This window comes from Chromobacterium sp. ASV23, assembly GCF_016428945.1.
Classification (GTDB): Bacteria; Pseudomonadota; Gammaproteobacteria; order Burkholderiales; family Chromobacteriaceae; genus Chromobacterium; species Chromobacterium sinusclupearum.
This window is the reverse complement of sequence record NZ_JAELTR010000005.1, coordinates 23,289-40,859: the sequence shown is the minus strand read 5'-3', so window position 1 is coordinate 40,859 and position 17,571 is coordinate 23,289. Positions and strand designations below refer to the sequence as shown.

Below are 17,571 nucleotides of genomic sequence, written 5' to 3'. Positions count from 1 at the left end.
CTGTAATGGTTGGTCGGGACCGCATCGAAAATATGACGATGGGCAGGCGCCGGCTACACGCGTATGGTTTCGCTACCGCTGCGGCCGGTTTTCTTCACCCGGTACATGGCCTGGTCCGCCGCCTGCAGCAGCCGGTCCGGCGTGCTCAAGCCGCTGCCGATGGCGATGCCGATGGAGATGCCCAGCGTGCAATCGGCTCCGCCGACCGGGAACGGCGCGGCGAAGGCTTCCAGGCACTTTGCCGCCACGGTGCGGGCTATGTCTTCGGCATTATCGTCCAGATCGCTCAACAGCAGCACAAACTCGTCGCCGCCGATGCGCGCCAGCGTATCGGTCTGTCGCACAATCGCCGACAGCCGTTGCGCCACCAGCCACAGCACCTTGTCCCCAGCCTTGTGGCCATGCTTGTCGTTGATGGTTTTGAAGCCGTCCAAATCCATGAACAGCAGGGCCAGAGCGTTGCCCTTGCGCTTGGCCTGGGCCTGCGCCACTTGCAGGCGGTCGGTCAGCAGCGCGCGATTGGGCAGTCCGGTCAAGGGATCGTGGTGGGCTAGCCTGGCCAGCTCCAGCTGATGCCGGTCCAGTTTGTGCAGCAGGCGGTTGAAAGCGGCGATCAGGTGGCCCACTTCGTCGTTTCGGTGGATAGGCAGCGGTTCCAGGGGCAGTTCGCCGCGAGTCATCTGGTCGGCGTGGCGGGCGGTCACGAACAGCGGACGCAGCACGATGTACATGCCGCAGCACGTTACCATGGTGAATATGCCCAGCGCGAGCAAGGTATTGCGCAGCGTGAATTGCTTGACCCTATCCACGGTGGCGAAGGCTTCTTTGCTGGGAATCCGCGCCACGACGAACCAGCCGGCGCTGGGCACCGAGGCGACGCCGCAGACTTCCTCCACGCCTTTGGCGTTGATGGTGATGCCGGTGCCGCGCCAGCCGGTCATGACCTTGTCGTGCAGCGGGTTGACGCCGGGCGGCGGAAGCGGTTTCAGTATCATGTCCGGTTCCGAGGCGGCGACGAATTGACGGTCGCGCGGGGAAATCAGCAGGAAGCTGTCTTGATGGTTGCCGATGCGGCTATGCTGCATCAGTTCCAGAAAATCCGGCGCGCCCAGCGCGGTGATCCCTACCAACACACCCTGAACGCGGCCATCTGTCCCCCTGATGGGGGCGCTCATCGGCAGAACCGGCACCTTGGTTACGCGGCCGATCGCCGCCTTGCCGATATAGGGCCGTCCGGACAGCGCGGCGTGGAAGTAATCTCGATCGGCAAACGAGATTTGCCGGCGGCCCTGCGTAGGAGGGTAGTCCGCGATCACCATGCCATCCAGTCCTAGCACCAGCATGCCGATGGAGAACATCGGCTGGTAATCGTAATGCTCCCGCAGCCATTGTTCCAAGCGAGGAGGATCCTCCAGCATGGGGCGGGGCAAGTCGCGGGCCAGCCGGTTCAGCAGCATTTCGCGCTGCACCACCTTTTCGTCGATGTCATGGGCGACGTAGTTGGCCAGCGCCAGTTGCTGCGCTTCCATCACCTTGCTGAGGTCCTCGCGCAGGAAGGCGCTCAACGCATAGTAGCGCGTCAGCGACCCGGTGAGGACGATCAACAGGGCAAGCGCGAGCAGCCGGGTGACGATGCTGTCGAAAAGGTGGCGAATAGTCATCGGAACCTATCGGACGCCGGGTGTCTCACGTTAGCCAACCTCGCGAGTGCCGCGCCGTCATCCCAGATTCAAGGCGTTGGGCGCGCTGCGTTGCACGAGCCATTGCTCCACCTCCTGGCAGTTTGCCTCCAATTGCAGTATCAGTCTGGGCACCGCCTCGGCGCGCAGAGCGCTGGCCGCCTGTTCCATGTGTTCTGCGGTTGCGGCGATATCTCGGGCGCCGATCTGCTTTGCCGCCGCGGAGAGATCGCGGGCGGCGGCGGCGATGAGCGGCATATTGTCGCTGATGATGGCATCGCGGATGCGGGAGAGATGGCGTTTGGCCTGTCTCAGGAAGTCGGCGAGCAGATCATTTTCCATTTTGGGATTGCCCCCGCTCTGTTTGCTGAGCGCCAAGAGATTGAGCGGGGCATTGGCGTCCAGTTTGGCAGGCGTCTGCTGTATTGCGTCCGATGCCATGGACGGCGGTTTTTTCAGCCAGTTTTCCAGCATGCTGGCCAAAGTATCCAGCGCAAGCGGTTTGACCAGACAGTCGTCCATGCCGGAGTCGCGGGCCTTTTGCAATTCTTCGGGCGTGGTGCCGGCAGTGCAGGCGATGATGATGGTGCGCCGGCGCGAGGGATGCTCGGTTTCGTAGCTGCGGATCAGCCGCGCCAATTCATAGCCGCTGATATTCGGCATCAGACAATCGGTCAATACCAAGTGGTATTCGCCGTGCCGCCATTTTTCGAAGGCTTGCTGCCCGTCCTCGGCCGTGTCGGGGCGGTAACCGAGTTTTTCCAGCTGGCGTATCGCCAGCTTCAGATTGGTGGGATTGTCTTCCACCATCAGGATGCGCTTGGACGGGTCGCTGACGTATTCGGTTTTTTCCTGCTCGATGGCCGCGGGTTCCAGCGTGTTGACCACTTGTGCGGTGAGATGGAGGCTGGCTTGTGTGCCGCGCCCGGGCTGGCTGCGTAACAGCACCTCGCCGCCCATCAGCTCGGCCAAGTGGCGGCAGATGGCCAGGCCCAGGCCGGCGCCGCCGTAGCGGCGGGTAGTATGGGAATCGCCCTGGGTGAACGGCTGGAACAGTTTTTCCAGTTTGTCCGGCGCGATGCCGATGCCGGTATCGATGACATCGAAAGACAGCGCTTGTCTGTCGCCGGCATCTTGTCGCACCGCCACTCGCAGCTTGATGCTGCCGGTGGCGGTGAACTTTACCGCGTTGCTGAGAAAGTTTTGCAGGATCTGCCGCAGTCGTAGCGGGTCCAGCAGTAGCGTCGGCGCCAGCCGCGGATCGATCTCCAGATCGAAGTGCAGGTTTTTCTGTTCCGCGGAGCGGGCATATAGACTGAGCACGCGCTGCAGCAAGGGCCAGATGGCGGTGGGCGTCTTGACCAGTTCCAGCTGGTCAGCCTCGATTTTAGAGAAATCGAGGATGTCGTCGATCAGCCGCAGCAAGGTGCCGGCCGAGTCCAGCGCGGTGTCCAGCGTGTCCCGTTGCTCCGCGTCCAGTTCGCTCATCTGCAATAGTTCCAGCATGCCCAGCACGCCGTTCATCGGCGTGCGTATTTCGTGGCTGATGGTGGCGAGGAAGGCGCTCTTGGCTTGGTTGGCGGCATCGGCCTGCTCTTTGGCGCGCATCAGCTCCTGCTCCACCGCCTGCCGGGCCGAGATGTCGCGCATGGTCAGGTTGAAACAGGCGTCGCCGGCGTTAGGCATGTTGGTGAGCGCCATTTCCATCGGAAACGGCGTACCGTCGGAGCGGATCGCGGTGAGTTGCAGCAGGTTGCCCAGCTCGCTGCTCTTGTCGTGCAGCATCGATTGCAGTTTGTCCAGGCACTCTGGCGAGATCAGCTCGAGCACTGAGGTGCCGACCAGGCTGCCGCGCGGCAGCCGGAACAATTTCTCGGCCACTTGGTTGGCGCTGGCGATGACACCGTTGACATCGAGCGTCGCGATGCCGTCAATGGACGTTTCGATGACGGCAGACAGTTGCATCTGTTGTCGGGTCAGCTGCAGCTGTGTTTGCTCCAGTATTTGCTGATCCTGGCTGGCCAGAATCAGTTGACCCAGCGTATTCATCAGGGGTTGCGGGATGTCGTTGCCGCGTTCCGGCATCACCGGGCGCGGCAAGAACAGTGTGAAGGTGCCGATGACGCGAGCGGCCAGCGTGATGGGAATGCTCAGGAAATGACTGTCGCCGCGGAAGGGGCCTGCGGCGCTTTGCTGTAGGTTCAACAAATGTTCCTGCTGCCGGTACAGGCAGATGTCGAGCAGGCCCTCCGCATCGATCTGTTGCGGCGGGCACAGCAGCGGCGTGAGCGGACGGAACTGCGGCTGGCTGGTTTGATTGCGCACCTCGCAAAGAAAACCGTGTTCCGCGTCGAACCATAGCAGCAGGATGTCGCGGGCGTAGCTGAACATGGTTTCTGGATCGGCTTTGCCTATGAATAGACTTTGCAGATAGTTGATGGCGTCCAGCACCCGATCCTTCTGCCGCAGGTGCTCGGCTGACCGCGCCGCCTGGCGCAAGGCGTCTTCCATCCTGCCATGCTCCTCAGCCAGCCGGCGCGACATCTGGTTGAACATGCCTATGGTGCGGGCCAGCTCGTCCTTGCCTCGCACCGGTATCTGATGGCCCAGTTCGCCGTTGGCGATTTTCTCCGCCGCCTGCCGCAGCGCGTGGAGCTGGCGGGTCAGGTACAGGCCGAGCAGGAGCGAGAACAAAGCGGAGAGCAGGAGTTCCAGCACCGCCAGAAACAAGCCTTTTTCCCTGGCTTGCCGCATCAACTGCTGGTGGGCGGCAACCGAAGTGCCCAACTCAACTTGTCCGTAATGGATGCCGCCGACTTCGATGTTGCGATGGATGGTCAGCGGCTCATTGGGCGAAGCCTGATCTATGTCTTGCGTCGCCAACGGCGGCAAGGCCAGGGCCAGAGGGTCGCCGGCCTCGGCCAGTATGCGGCCGCGCCCGTCGCGCACGCGGGCGAATACGATGCCCGGCGAGCGCGCCATCTGCTCCACCGTGCTTTGCAGTGTGGCCAGGTCGGTGCTGAGCACCGCATTCTGGTTGGCCTGGGCGAACTGTTCGGCAATGACTTGAGCCCGTGTGCGCATTTCCGTAGCGCTGGTGTCGTGCAGCAGGCCAAGGCTGAAATGCAACAGAATGCCCAGCATGATCATTTCGATCAGCGCGATGCCCAGTATGGTCTTGAGCCGGAACGACATCGATCAGCGCTCCCCCGGAGGATGGTAGTGGATGCGCAGCTGGCGGATGTCGTTCCAGTCGCTGTCTTTCGCCGCCGTGAGCGTTTGCAGCGACAATGCTTGCAGCAGGGCCGACCCATCCGGCGTGTTGGCCAGGCCGGTCAGCGCCTGCAGCAAGCATTGTCGCTGCTCCGGCGGCATTTTGGGATGGGTGGCGAAGGCGTGCGGCGTGTATGGCGGAGTTTGCCACAAGACGCGCAGGTTTTGTCGGGTTTGCGGGTCAAGCTGCTGCCAGGTGCGGTTGATGCCGCCCCCGGCGGGGAACAGTCCCTGGCTGACGGCCAGGTAAACCGATTCGTGGGATCCGACGTAGCGGACGCCTACGTGGATGTTCATCGCTTCCAGCTGCGCCTTGGGAAGCACGCTCGCCGCGAAGGACTCCGGCGCCGGTAACGCCAGCGTTTGCCGGTCCAGCTGGCGGACATCCTGGATCGGACTGTCCTTGCGCACCACGATCAGGCCAATCAGCTTGCGGTCTTTTTCGCGCGCCAGGGCCTGGTAGCCGACGGTGTCATGGAATTGGACGTAGTGCAGCGGGTTGAAATACACCAGGTCGTACATGCCCTGGGCGACGCGCTGTTCGAAGGATGGGATATCCGGAGCCGTTTCGAACTGCAGATTCAGCGAACATTGTTTGCCCAGGTATTGCAGCAGCGGCCCCCAATTGCGCGCCAGGTTCAAGGAGGACTGTTGCGGCACGATGCCCACATGGACGATTGCGGAGGCGGCGCCGGCCTGCCAAGCGATCAGCGAGATCAGCAACGCTTCCAATAAGATTCGGCCGACGGTTTTTCCTTGGCGTTTTGCGTCGCGTTGTGGACGGAGTGCGACCATGTTGTCCTTTCCACTTGCTGATATGGAGCGGGGGAATCAATTGTCAATATAGATATTTCTGCGTAATGCGTTTGCACGGAAGAATGTTGCGGCGCATTGGTCTAGCTAGGAAAAACAAGCTTCATCTTCCGTTCACGGACCTGTCATTGCGGCGCGGCATAGTAGCCGCAGTTTTCGTAGTGGGTCGGTGTATGGGCAAATTTGTCTATACGTCTAAACAAAGGAGCGTTGTCGATGAAGAAGCTGATGGCTGTAGCAACCTGTCTGGCCCTGAGCGGCCTGTTCGCCCCGCTGGCCCAGGCCAAGACGGTGTTGACCGTTTACACCGCGCTGGAAGCGGATCAGGTCAAGGACTACAAGGATGCGTTCGAAAAGGCCAACCCGGACATTGAAATCCGTTGGGTGCGCGAGTCCACCGGCGTGATCACGGCCAAGCTGTTGTCGGAAAAGAACAATCCGCAGGCCGATGTGGTTTGGGGCCTGGCCGCCACCAGCCTGATGATCCTGGATCAGCAAGGCATGCTGCAAGCCTACGCGCCCAAGGGCGTGGAGAAGCTGAGCCCGCAATTCGTCGACAAGGCCAAGCCGCCGAAGTGGACCGGCATGGACGTGTGGGCCGCCACCATCTGCTTCAATACCGTCGAAGCCGCCAAGAAGAATCTGCCCAAGCCGGAAAGCTGGGCGGACCTGACCAAGCCTGTCTACAAGGGCCAGATCGTCATGCCGCATCCGGCTTCGTCCGGCACCGGCTATCTGGATGTTTCCGCCTGGCTGCAGATGATGGGCGAGAAGAAAGGCTGGGATTACATGGACAAGCTGCACGTCAATATGGCGCAGTACGTCCACTCCGGCTCCAAGCCGTGCAAGATGGCCGCCGCCGGCGAGTACCCGATTGGGATTTCTTTTGAATATCGCGGCGCGCAACTGAAGGAAAAAGGCGCGCCGATCGACCTGATCTATCCGAAGGAAGGCCTGGGTTGGGATCTGGAAGCCACCGCCATCATCAAGGGCACCAAGAACCTGGCTGCCGCCAGAAAACTGGCCGATTTCTCCGTCAGCCTGCCGGCGATGAAACTGTACGAGCAGAACTACGCCGTGCTGGCGATGCCGGGCGTGGCCAAGCAGAACCCGTTCATTCCGGTGGACTACTCGCAGCGCCTGTCCAAGAACAACTTCGGCTGGGCCGCCCAGAACCGCGACGCCATCCTGAAGGAATGGTCCAGCCGATATGAAAGCAAGGCCGCGCCGAAGGAATAAGCGCTCGTCTCGCAGCCGCCCCCATGCGGGGCGGCTTTGATTTATCCATGCATCCTGCCTCAGGCACTTTGGAGCACCCGATGAAACCGGTCGATAGCCTATCCGGCCTGTCCGAGCATTTGTCCGCGCATGCCTTGACCCGCCGTTTTGGCGCTTTTACCGCGCTGGACGCCGTATCCCTTTCCATCCGCAAGGGCGAGTTCGTCTGCTTGCTGGGGCCGTCCGGCTGCGGCAAGACCACCTTGTTGCGGCTGATCGCCGGACTGGACTTGCCCGATGCCGGCGCCATTCATCTGTCGGGGCGCGACATCACCCGCGAAGCGCCGGCCAAGCGCGATTACGGCATCGTGTTCCAGAGCTATGCGCTGTTTCCCAATCTGACCGTGGCCGACAATATCGCCTACGGCTTGACCCCGCGGCGCGACAGGGAAGCCCATGCGCGCCGCGTGCGCGAGTTGCTGGACATCGTCGGCCTGCCCGGCGCCGAGCGCAAATATCCGGCGCAACTGTCCGGCGGCCAGCAACAGCGGGTGGCCCTGGCGCGGGCCCTGGCGACCTCGCCGGGCCTGCTGCTGCTGGACGAGCCCTTGTCGGCCCTGGATGCGAGGGTGCGCGACAAGCTGCGCGAGGAATTGAAAGGCCTGCAGAAGCGCCTGGGCGTCACCACGCTGATGGTGACGCATGATCAGGAGGAGGCGCTGGCCATCGCCGACCGCGTGGTGGTGATGAACGCCGGCCGGATTGAGCAGATAGGCACGCCTGCCGAGATCTACCGCAGTCCGGCCAGCCGCTTCGTGGCCGAATTCGTCGGCGAGGCCAACTGGCTGCCGGCGGAACGCCGCGGCGAGCGCCAGGCCTTGGTCGGCGGCTGCGTGCTGTCGCTGGAACGGGATTTGCCGGCGGGAGACGCATTGACGCTGTTCCTGCGCCCCGAAGACATCATCATCAAGCCGCGCTGGGAACGCGCGCCGAATACCCTGTTGGCGCGGGTAGAGGATGTGGGCTTCGGCGGCGCGATGACGCATGTGCGTCTGCTGCCGGAGGGCATGCCCGGCGTGACGCTGCGGGCCGAGGTCTGCCCGTCCATGCTGAACCGCCAGCCGCTGGTGCCGGGCGAGACCGTGCCGGTGGAGCTGCCGGCCTCGATGTTGCGCGCCTATCCCAGGGAGGCCGCATGCTGAGCCTAGTGCAAAGAATCGTCCGCCCCACCAGCCTGGCGCGTGTGGACAGGGAAAAATGGGCGGCGACGGCGCTGGTGTGGGGGCTGGTCGTGCTGTTGGCCCTGGCGCTGGGCCTGCCCTTGCTGTTCATCCTGGGCAAGTCCGTTTTGACCATGAATGGCGATTTCGCCGGCCTGGACAATTTTACCGAGGTGCTGGAGTCGCCGGGCCTGATGCGGGCGGCCGGCAATAGCCTGCTGCTGTCGCTGACGGTGTCGGCGATCGTGGTGCCGCTGGCTTTCGCCTTTGCCTGGGCGCTATGCCGCACCCACGCCTCGGGGCGCGGCCTGTTCCGCCAGATCGCGCTGCTGCCGCTGTTGGCGCCGTCGTTGATGCCGGCGATCTCGCTGGTGTATTTGTTCGGCAACCAGGGCCTGCTGAAGAGCTGGCTGCACGGCGGCAGCATCTACGGCTTCTGGGGCGTGGTGCTGGGCGAGGCATTTTATACCTTCCCTTATGCCGTCATGATTCTGTCCGCTGCGCTGGCGGCGGCCGATGCGAGGCTGTTCGAGGCCGGTCGGGCGATGGGCGCGGGCCAGCTGCGTCAGTTTCTGACCATTACGCTGCCGGGCGCGCGCTACGGGCTGGTTTCGTCGGCGCTGGTGGTGTTTACGCTGGTGATGACCGATTTTGGCGTGCCCAAAGTGGTGGGCGGCGATTGCAATGTGCTGGCGGTGGAGGCGTTCAAGCAGGTGGTCGGCCAGCAAAACTTCCCGCGCGGCGCGGTGGTTGGGCTGATGCTGTTGCTGCCCGCCGTGTTGTCGTTTTTCATCGAGCGCGTCTTGTCACGGCGGCAACAAGCGGCCTTGACCGCGCGCGCCGTGCTGTATGCGCCGGCGCCGGACATCCGGCGCGACGCGGCGGCCACGCTGCTGCTGCTATGGATCTCGCTGCCGCTGCTGGCCATGCTGGGCATGGGCGTGGCGGCCTCCTTCATCCAATACTGGCCATACAATATGTCGTTCACGCTGGCGCATTATCGTTTTGACGATGTCGACGGCGGCGGCTGGGCTGCGTTTTTCAACAGCCTGCAGATGGCGGCGGCGACGGCGTTGATTGGCTGCGTGCTGGTTTTTCTGGGCGCCTACGCTTGCGAAAAGCTGAAAGCGGCGCCGCTGGGCCGCGGCCTGCTGCGTTTCTTCGCCATGTTGCCTATGGCGGTGCCGGGCCTGGTCCTGGGCTTGGGCTATGTGTTCTTCTTCAATCATCCGGATAATCCGCTGAACTTCCTGTATGGCGGCATGGCGCTGATGGTGGTGTGCACGGTCGCCCACTTCTACACCACGGCGCATCTGACCGTCGCCACCGCCTTGAACCAGCTCGATGGCGAATTCGAGGCGGTGGCGGCCTCGCTGAAGGTGCCGTTCTGGACTACGCTGAGGCGAGTGACGCTGCCGGTGTGCCTGCCGGCGCTGCTGGATGTGGTGCGGTTTCTGTTTGTGTCGGCGATGACCACGCTATCGGCGCTGATTTTCATCATCAGTCCTTCGCGCAGCCTGGCGGCTGTGGCGATTGTGACCATGGATGACGCAGGCGACACCGCGGCTGCCGCGGCGATGTCGACGCTGATCGTAGTGACATCGGCCATCGCCTCCCTGCTGATTCTTTGGCTGGAGCGGGTTTTGGCGCGTCGCCACCAGCATTGGCGCGGTGTTTGATGCACGCTTGGAGGCGGTCAACAGCCCCTAGTCGACAGCCTCCAGCGCATGCCGTTGCTCGGATCGATGCCGCCGTGCGTCGGGAGTTTCTTTAACAAGCTTTTCCTTCCTTTCTAAAGCGCGTCGGCTATCCGATATTGAGAGAAAGCCCCGGTGCGGCGGGGCATGTTGGTGAAGTTCGGTCTGGCCAGTAGTTTTCTCCAGTACATGCGTGGGGGCGGCCCTGGGGGCCGGCGGAAAATGATAGATACTCCTGAAGCCAAAATCGGATTGGGCAAGAGCAAATCTTCTTCGACGACGACATGGTGGGTGCTGGCGGGCTTGTTCCTGGCCCTGTGCGGGCTGGGGATTTCGCTGTTTTTGAACGAGGTGCATACCTCGCGGTTTCAGTCGTGGTTTTTCAGCCACGCAGTCAGCGGCGCCACCTACCAGATGGCGCCGGGCAAGAGCAAGGAGATGCGGTTTCCCGAGCCTGGCGGACCTTACGATATCCGCATGGGTTATGCTGGACTGCCCGCTTATCTGAAGCGCTTGCAGGATAGGGGCTTTGAGATTTCCGCGCAGGCGCGCCAGTCGCCGCAGTTCATCCATCTGATCGATTATGGCGTCGCATCGCCATGGTTCAAGCTGGGTATCTTTCCGCAATACCGCGAGAAGGATCAGTCCGGTCTGCTGCTGTATGACGGCTACGGCCGGCCCATCTATCAATCGACTTATCCTCAGCGGGTCTATCCCAACTTCGACGCCTTGCCGCGGCTGCTGGTGAGTGGCCTGCTGTACATCGAAAACCACACTCTGCTGGACGAAGACAATCCGCAGCAGAACCCGGCAGTGGAGTGGTCGCGTTTCGGCAAGGCGCTGGCGGACGAGTCATTGCACCTGTTCCGGCCAGGCTATCACTCGGCCGGCGGCAGCACGCTGGCGACGCAGATCGAGAAATTCCGCCACTCGCCGGGCGGGCGCACCGGCTCGCCCAAGGAAAAACTGCGGCAGATGCTGTCCGCCTCCACCCGCGCCTATATGCAGGGCACCGATACCAGCGCCGCCAGGCGGCAGCTGGTAGTGGCATATCTGAATACCGTGCCGCTTGCGGCGCGCGCAGGCTTCGGCGAGATATCCGGCATAGGCGACGGCATGTGGGCGTGGTATGGCCGGCCCTTCGACGAAGTGAACAGCACGCTGGCCAGCAATACGCCGCATTCGGTCAATGAACAGGCCACCGTGTTCAAGGAAGCGCTGAGCCTGATGATTTCGCAGCGCAGCCCGTCTTACTACCTCAACGGCGACATGCGGGTGCTGGAGGAGATCACCGACTCTTACCTGAGGCTGATGGCGCGCGACAAAGTGATCACGCCGGAGCTGCGCGATGCCGCCTTGCAGGTGTCGCTGCGCCAGCAACGCGAGCGGGTGCGGCCGACTTCGTCCTCTGTGGTGGAGCGCAAGGGCGCCAATGCGGTGCGCGTCAAGCTGTCCGGCATGTTGGGCATGCCGCGCATGTATGATCTGGATCATCTGGACCTGACCGTCAACAGCACGCTGGATTCGCAGCTGCAGCAACAGGTGACGGATCTGCTGCTGAAGCTGCGCGATCCGGACTATGCCAAGTCGGTGGGGCTCGGCGATAAATTCCTGCTGCAGCAGGGCGAGCCGGGCGGCGTGACCTACAGCTTCACGTTGATCGAGCGCACGCCCACCGGCAACAAGGTGAGGGTGCAGGCCGACAACTTCGACCAGCCGTTCGACATCAACGAGGGTACCAAGCTGGACCTGGGCTCTACCTCCAAGTTGCGCACCCTGGTCACCTATCTGGAAGTCATCGCCGACCTGCATCGCCAGTACGCCGGCCTGAGCCAGGAGGAGCTGGCCCAGATCAAGCCGACCGAACACGAGCCGGTGCTGCGGCGCTGGGCGATAGACTATCTGAAGCAGGCCGATGACCGCACCCTGGCCACGATGCTGGCGGCGTCGATGGAGCGCAAGTACAGCGCCAATCCAGGCGAAAGCTTCTTTACCGGCGGCGGCCGCCATACTTTTGAGAATTTCGAAAAGAGCGACAACAACCGTATCATGACGCTGCGCGATGCCACGCAGCATTCGGTCAATCTGGTTTATATCCGGCTGATGCGCGATATCGTCCACTACTATATGTACCCGCCAGGATATGACCGCGAAGTGCTGGACGATCAGGCTGATCCGCGCCGGCGGGAGTACCTGCAGCGCTTCGCCGACCGCGAGAGCAAGACCTTCATGGCCGGCTTCTATCACAAATATCGCGGCAAGACGCCGGAGCAGATCGACGAAATCCTGGTGGAAAAGGCCCGCCGCAGCGCCAAGCGCCTGGCGGTGATCTTCCGCAGCGTGCATCCCGAGGCTGACCGGCCGGCGATGGCCGCTTTCATCGCCAAATACCAGACGCCGCCTGCCAAGCTGGACGATGACGCGGTGGCGAAGCTGTACGACGAGATGGGTCCGGACCGTTTCAATCTGGCGGACCGCGGCTATCTGGCGGGCATCCATCCGCTGGAGCTGTGGATGGTGGCGTATCTGCATGCGCATCCCGATGCCGGCTGGAGCGAAATGATCCAGGCCAGCACGGCGCAGCGCCAGGAAGTCTACCAATGGCTGTTCAACAGCAAGCACAAGGGCGGCCAGGATACGCGGATCAAGGAGATTCAGGAGATCGACGCGTTCCGCCAGATTCACGCGGCCTGGAAGCGGATGGGCTATCCGTTCGACTCGCTGGTGCCGTCTTACGCCTCGGCGCTGGGGGCGTCGGCAGACCGGCCGGCGGCGCTGGCCGAGCTGATGGGCATCATCTCCAATGATGGCGTGCGCTTGCCGACGGTATACATCGACAAGATGCATTTTGCCTCCGCCACGCCGTACGAGACTTCGCTGGATCGCCCGACCGCCAAGGGCGTGCGGGTGCTGCCGCCCGAAATTCCGCAACTGGTGCGGCAGGTATTGTCCGAAGTGGTGGACAAGGGCACAGCCCACCGCGTTTCGGGCGCCTTCGATCATAACGGCGAACATACGCTGATCGGCGGCAAGACCGGCACCGGCGACAACCGCTTCAAGACCTTCTCGCGCGGCGGCGGCTTGACCTCGGCGCGCGTGGTCAGCCGTTCCGGCGCCTTTGTCTTCTATATCGGCGATCATTACTTCGGGACCATCGTCGCCTATGTGGCCGGCCCGAAGGCGGCGGACTACAAGTTCACCAGCGCCTTGCCGGTGCAGGTGCTGAAAGTGCTGGCGCCGACGCTGATGCCCAAGCTGGACCTGAGCGCCCACGCAATCAGCCACAGCGCGGACAGCGTGGCAGAGGGCATGACGGATGCCGGCCTGCCATCCGGCACGCCCTTATGCTTGGTGCCTAATCTGGACGGGGTATGCAAGTTGCTGAAGCCGCAGCATGTGGATGCGCCGGCCAACGCCAAAGTCTGGCGCGATGACCGCAGGCTGCGCTCCGGTTAGCGGCCGCCGCTGCGGTGGAGCAAGGATGCTTGGGGGGCTATCTAGCGGATCGGGGGCGTGGATTGGCAATGAAGGCCGCCAAGCGGCGGGTGGCGTTGCGTTTTTGGACACAGGTCGTCCATGCATTGTCAGCATTCGTCATGTCGCAATGGCTGCGCATGGCATAGCCGCCGCGGATTTCATGCATGTTTTTTATTCATGTGTTTTCTGTGAAATCAATATTATTTTAAAATCGTTATGTTTAATTTGCATTCGTCATGCTAAAATTAGCTTAAGTTGAATTTTGACTTCTAGAAAGTCTGGTCAACTACCCCCTTTGCGGCCGCTGCGTGCGGCCTTTTTCTTTTGCCGTTGCAGCCCATTCCTTACCCGCCAACTTATGTGACAGGTCAATCAACAGCCGCAAACGATGTCAAAACAAGACGGACGGTCCGTGGCGGCTGCGACTGTGAGCAAGGCCAGCCAGGCGCGCCGCAGGCCATCGCGCGGGGAGGAAAGCCGGGATTCAGAACCGCTCACCAAGCCCTAGGGGCTGTTGACGTTTGGTGAGCGGTCGCGCCGGAGCGCATTTCGCGCCGAATCGAGGCGTTTCGCGCGCCGCATAGTCATTCTCTGCCAGCGCGGAACAACGAAGAGTCGGCGCGAAAGGCGCCCGGCCCTGCGGGTTTGGCCGCTTTGGGCCGGAGGCCACGTTGCCCAGTCCTTGCATAGAATGACTATGCGTCGGACTGCGCGCCTTGCCTCCGGCCCAAATCGGCTCAAACGCGATCCACTCACCAAACGTCAACAGCCCCTAGTGCTGTCCGCGTCGGCGAGCCTGGGCTCAGAGGGGAGGCGGGGCTTGGCTGGCGAGGCTGTTATTTGGCTTGCGGCTGCACCTGATAGCAGGTGGTGGCCAGCAGGGAAGGCAGCAGTTTGGCGGCGGCATCGCGGGCGACGGAGAATCGAGCCTTGTCGGCTGACAATTGACCCGCCATCACCGGCGCGCTGATCGGCACGTTATTGATCACAATCACCACCGGCTGGCCGAGAAAGTCGCGCGAGGCCTGCTTCATCCTTGCGGCGGCGTCGGATTTGAGCGAGGCATCCACCAGGATGGCATCACGTTGAATGCGCACATTGCTCTCGGTGAAATCGCAGGCGGAGTCGAAACGCAGGATATGGCCGGTGATCACCGGCTTGGCCGGCTCATCGGCAAAAGCGGCGCTGGCGATGAGCAGCGCGGCAACGGGCAGCAGAATGGATTTCATCGAAATGCTCCGGGAAGGCAGGGTTGAAGTCGCGCTCATTGTACACGGATAAGCCGCTGGAGCCGGGAGGCCGGGCGGGCAGGGGCATGGAAGGGCTGGGCGTCGCAGGCAAAAAAAATCCCGCCGCAGCGGGATGCAAGGAGGAGGAGAAAATCTCTTACCAGAGCTTTGATCATAGTTTCTCTTCCGATCATTCGATATCAGATGAATACGAAAAGGCGTTGCGCAAGATTGTCCGCGACCGTGTGAAGACCCGCTAAGCAAACCCCCTGATCCTGCGTTGCGCCTCCTTGCCGTACTCAAGTGCCGCTTGCATCGGCGCGCCTTGGCTCAGGTTCTCTAACGAGGTTCTGTTAGCGGTGCTAAGCAACACTGCTTCCAGTCATACTGACCACCTGGCGATCAGAAGGAAACCGAATGGCTGCGCTGCAACAGTCGCGCGCTCTGCTCTAGCGTCTCCCGCACGGTCTGGCTGATCAAGTGGATCGTTTCGGTTTCCGCGTCGCGTGTCTGCGCCCGCTCGGCCTGCGTGGCTGTTGAAACCAAGGCCGGAGTCGGGCGGGTCTGCGTGGCCATGTCCTGGACGGGCATGGCGTCGGTTTGCACGGATTGATTTTTTTGCTCAGGCCTGGCCTTGACCATGGCAAGTTTGGCCTTGGCCTCCGCCGCCTCCATTTCATGCTTTTGCTTGTCCGCGCTGCGCAAGCCGGCGCTGGCGGTCGGTATGCCGCTTGCCGTAGTCAACGCGGCGCTGCCTATGGAAATCCCCAGCCCGGCGCTATGCAGCGTGCCCGTGGTGGCTACAGGCAGGAAGCCGCCGACGGCGATGGTGCCGACGGCAAGCGTCCCGCGCGCCAGCAAAGAGCCATAGGTGCCGACTTTCTTGGCGGCATCGGCGGAAGCGCCGCACTTTGTGGCCAGCCAGTTCATGAAATTGCCCAGCGAGTCGCCGCCCATCGCCATGCCTTCTCCGCCATGCGCTTTGCTATACCAGTCGTATCCGGCGCAGGCCACATCGCCCACCGCCATGGCGAAACCGACGCCGGCCAGCGCCAGCAGCGGGATGCCGGCGCCGCCGGTCAGCCCGGTGACCAGGGCCGCGGCCACCAGCACGGCGCTGGCGGCGGCCAGGGTCAACAGCTTGGCGAAGAAGCCGCGCTTGGCGATGTCTACGCCGCATTTTTTGGCTTCGGCGTCGGCCGTTTTGGCCTTGTCTTCCAGCTCCGCCAGACTCAGCGTTTCCGGCCGGTTCTGGGTATTCGGTTGCGCAATGCCCAAGTCTTCAGGGGAGTCCAGCACCATGCCCGGAGAATTGTCGATTTTCGCATTGCCATCCAGATGGCTGATGGATGAAGAGGAAAGCCTGCTGATTGATGGATTTTCCATGTCGAGATTCCTGATCAGTGGTTTAGGTCGTCCAGCATGTTTTCCGCCCGCTGTCGCAGCGGGGTGAAGCGCGGGTCCGCGTCAGCCTGGCCGTAGCACAGCGCGATGGTGGTATCGAGCGCGTCGCGCGCGGCATTCAATTCATCCATCGCCAGCAGGCATTCCGCGATGTGAAAGGTGGCGAAGGGATCATTGGCCTGCATCGCCACGCTATAACCGAAGAAAGTCAGCGCGTGGCGGAATTCGCCATGCCGCTTCAGCGCGCAGGCAAAAGCGAACAGGAAGCGGCGGTCCAGCGGTTGCTGCAGCGCCAGAAAAGCGAAGTCGGCAGTGGCGCTGTCCAGGTCGCCGGCGCTCCAGGCGCGATAACCGCGCTCATAGATGGCTTCGAGTTCCGCCGCGCTGTAGCCCGTGATATTGCCCAGCGTGGCGCGGCCTTCCAGCACCTCCAGGCAGCGTCGCGCGGCGGCCTCGGCCTGCTCGGCCGGCGTGGCAGTTAAGGGAATGTTCAGTGACGTCATACGGCTAAGACCTTTGAGCACCTTGCATGGGGCTAGAGTGTGATGGATGGGTGTGGGAGCGGCTTTGGCAAAACGGCTCGGGCTTTGGCGATTCCGTCGTCGATGCGCTTCCGTCCGGCGCATATGCCGTCTCATGGGCTAGCGCTGCGGCGGGGTGGTCGCTGATCAGCAAGCCATAGGCGCAAACATCATGGCGGCTTGCGCCGTGGCGAAACACGCCGCGCAGCGTGCCCTCGTGGGTAAAGCCCAGTTTGGCGAGCAGCCGGCGCGAGGGATGGTTGTCGCTCAGCACCCAGCCTTGAATACGGTGCAGCGGCGCGCCCAGGCCGCCGCCAAACAGCCAGGGCAGCACTTCGGCCAGGCATTCCCGCATGAGGCCCCGTCCCCACCATTCGGGGCTCAGGGCGTAGCCCAGCGTCAGCACGCCGGCGCCGCGGTCCCAGTCGGTGAGACGCAGCACGCCAGCCAGCGCGCCCTGGCCGCCCAGGCGCAAAGCCATGATCCGCCCTTGCTCGGGAGCCAAGGCCAGCGCGGCATGGAACCAGCGTCTTGCCTCGTCCTCGTCGGCCAGCGCGGGCAAACCCGTCGGGGCCGCCACGCGCGGGTCGGCATAGAGCGCGCGATAGCACGGGTAGTCGGCGTGGGCCAAGGGCGTGGGCCGCAACGCGCAGGCTAGCGGCAGCGGTAGCGCAGCCATAGCTCGTCGTCCAGGCGCACCGGCTGCGCGCCTTCCGCCAGCATCAGTTCGGTCAGCCGGCGGCGAGTCCGGTCCAGCGCCGGGTCGCGCGGGGCGGGCAGGATCATGGCATCGACGTAGCGCAGCGCCGGTACGGCTTTGATCAGCCGCCGCAGCAGCGTCATCAGCGCGAGCACGGCCTGTCCGTCGGGCGCTTGGGCGGAAAAATCGCACAGCACCAGACGCTCGCCTTCCTGCCGATAGGTGAGGGCATAGCGCCCGGTGTCCACGCGCTGTCCCAGCATGAAATCGCTGCCCAGGAAGCTCTGCGGTGCGGGCTTCAGGCCATCGGCCTGAAGGAAGCGGGTGACATCGTCCATGA

The 17,571-nt window shown here is 62.8% G+C and carries 13 protein-coding genes; 5 read left to right on the top strand and 8 right to left on the bottom strand.

Features of this window, described 5'->3' with window-relative positions; all coding sequences use genetic code 11:
• Window positions 1-53: 53 nt before the first annotated feature.
• From JHD59_RS03850 to JHD59_RS03840, 3 genes are read right to left on the bottom strand one after another with little or no spacing between them, the layout of a single operon-like run.
• Window positions 54-1,661: a diguanylate cyclase gene (locus JHD59_RS03850; protein WP_199153217.1), complete on the bottom strand. Its 1,608-nt coding sequence runs from the start codon at window positions 1,659-1,661 to the stop codon at window positions 54-56.
• 57 nt (window positions 1,662-1,718) lie between these two features.
• A complete protein-coding gene (locus JHD59_RS03845; RefSeq protein ID WP_199153216.1) occupies window positions 1,719-4,874 on the bottom strand; it encodes an ATP-binding protein in 3,156 nt (1,051 codons plus the stop codon).
• 3 nt (window positions 4,875-4,877) lie between these two features.
• Entirely contained in the window at window positions 4,878-5,747 is an 870-nt protein-coding gene (locus tag JHD59_RS03840; protein ID WP_199153215.1) for a phosphate/phosphite/phosphonate ABC transporter substrate-binding protein, read from the bottom strand.
• A gap of 234 nt (window positions 5,748-5,981) precedes the next feature.
• Between JHD59_RS03840 and JHD59_RS03835 the strand changes: the two genes are divergently transcribed.
• The 4 genes from JHD59_RS03835 (at window position 5,982) to JHD59_RS03820 (ending at window position 13,356) form a co-directional block, all read left to right on the top strand.
• Window positions 5,982-7,004 (top strand): putative 2-aminoethylphosphonate ABC transporter substrate-binding protein, encoded by a 1,023-nt coding sequence (locus JHD59_RS03835; RefSeq protein WP_199153214.1) that lies wholly within the window; start codon window positions 5,982-5,984, stop codon window positions 7,002-7,004.
• An 80-nt stretch (window positions 7,005-7,084) separates the two neighbouring features.
• Complete coding sequence (locus JHD59_RS03830) at window positions 7,085-8,185, top strand: putative 2-aminoethylphosphonate ABC transporter ATP-binding protein (protein WP_103319680.1); 1,101 nt, start codon at window positions 7,085-7,087, stop codon at window positions 8,183-8,185.
• A complete protein-coding gene (locus JHD59_RS03825; RefSeq protein ID WP_199153213.1) occupies window positions 8,179-9,882 on the top strand; it encodes a putative 2-aminoethylphosphonate ABC transporter permease subunit in 1,704 nt (567 codons plus the stop codon). Before JHD59_RS03830 ends, JHD59_RS03825 begins: the two co-directional genes overlap by 7 nt.
• A gap of 240 nt (window positions 9,883-10,122) precedes the next feature.
• Window positions 10,123-13,356 carry a transglycosylase domain-containing protein gene (locus JHD59_RS03820; RefSeq protein WP_199153212.1) on the top strand — a complete coding sequence of 1,078 codons (3,234 nt, stop codon included), beginning with the start codon at window positions 10,123-10,125 and terminating at the stop codon, window positions 13,354-13,356.
• Window positions 13,357-14,213: 857 nt separating this feature from the next.
• On the opposite strand, the gene JHD59_RS03815 is transcribed toward JHD59_RS03820, so the two are convergent.
• Window positions 14,214-14,606 carry a hypothetical protein gene (locus JHD59_RS03815; RefSeq protein ID WP_199153211.1) on the bottom strand — a complete coding sequence of 131 codons (393 nt, stop codon included), beginning with the start codon at window positions 14,604-14,606 and terminating at the stop codon, window positions 14,214-14,216.
• Window positions 14,607-14,692: 86 nt separating this feature from the next.
• On the opposite strand from JHD59_RS03815, the gene JHD59_RS03810 reads away from it, so the two are divergent.
• On the top strand, window positions 14,693-14,866 hold the full coding sequence (locus JHD59_RS03810; RefSeq protein WP_233163884.1) for a hypothetical protein: 174 nt from the start codon (window positions 14,693-14,695) through the stop codon (window positions 14,864-14,866).
• A gap of 142 nt (window positions 14,867-15,008) precedes the next feature.
• Here JHD59_RS03810 and JHD59_RS03805 read toward each other — a convergent pair whose 3' ends face one another.
• From JHD59_RS03805 to JHD59_RS03790, 4 genes are read right to left on the bottom strand one after another with little or no spacing between them, the layout of a single operon-like run.
• Window positions 15,009-15,992 carry a hypothetical protein gene (locus tag JHD59_RS03805; protein WP_199153209.1) on the bottom strand — a complete coding sequence of 328 codons (984 nt, stop codon included), beginning with the start codon at window positions 15,990-15,992 and terminating at the stop codon, window positions 15,009-15,011.
• A gap of 14 nt (window positions 15,993-16,006) precedes the next feature.
• Window positions 16,007-16,513, bottom strand: a complete 507-nt coding sequence (locus JHD59_RS03800; protein ID WP_199153208.1) for a SycD/LcrH family type III secretion system chaperone — start codon at window positions 16,511-16,513, stop codon at window positions 16,007-16,009.
• A 4-nt stretch (window positions 16,514-16,517) separates the two neighbouring features.
• Window positions 16,518-17,210 carry a GNAT family N-acetyltransferase gene (locus tag JHD59_RS03795; RefSeq protein WP_199153207.1) on the bottom strand — a complete coding sequence of 231 codons (693 nt, stop codon included), beginning with the start codon at window positions 17,208-17,210 and terminating at the stop codon, window positions 16,518-16,520.
• A complete protein-coding gene (locus JHD59_RS03790; protein WP_103319707.1) occupies window positions 17,186-17,569 on the bottom strand; it encodes a type III secretion protein in 384 nt (127 codons plus the stop codon). The genes JHD59_RS03795 and JHD59_RS03790 overlap by 25 nt, the downstream gene beginning before the upstream one ends.
• Window positions 17,570-17,571 lie beyond the last annotated feature (2 nt).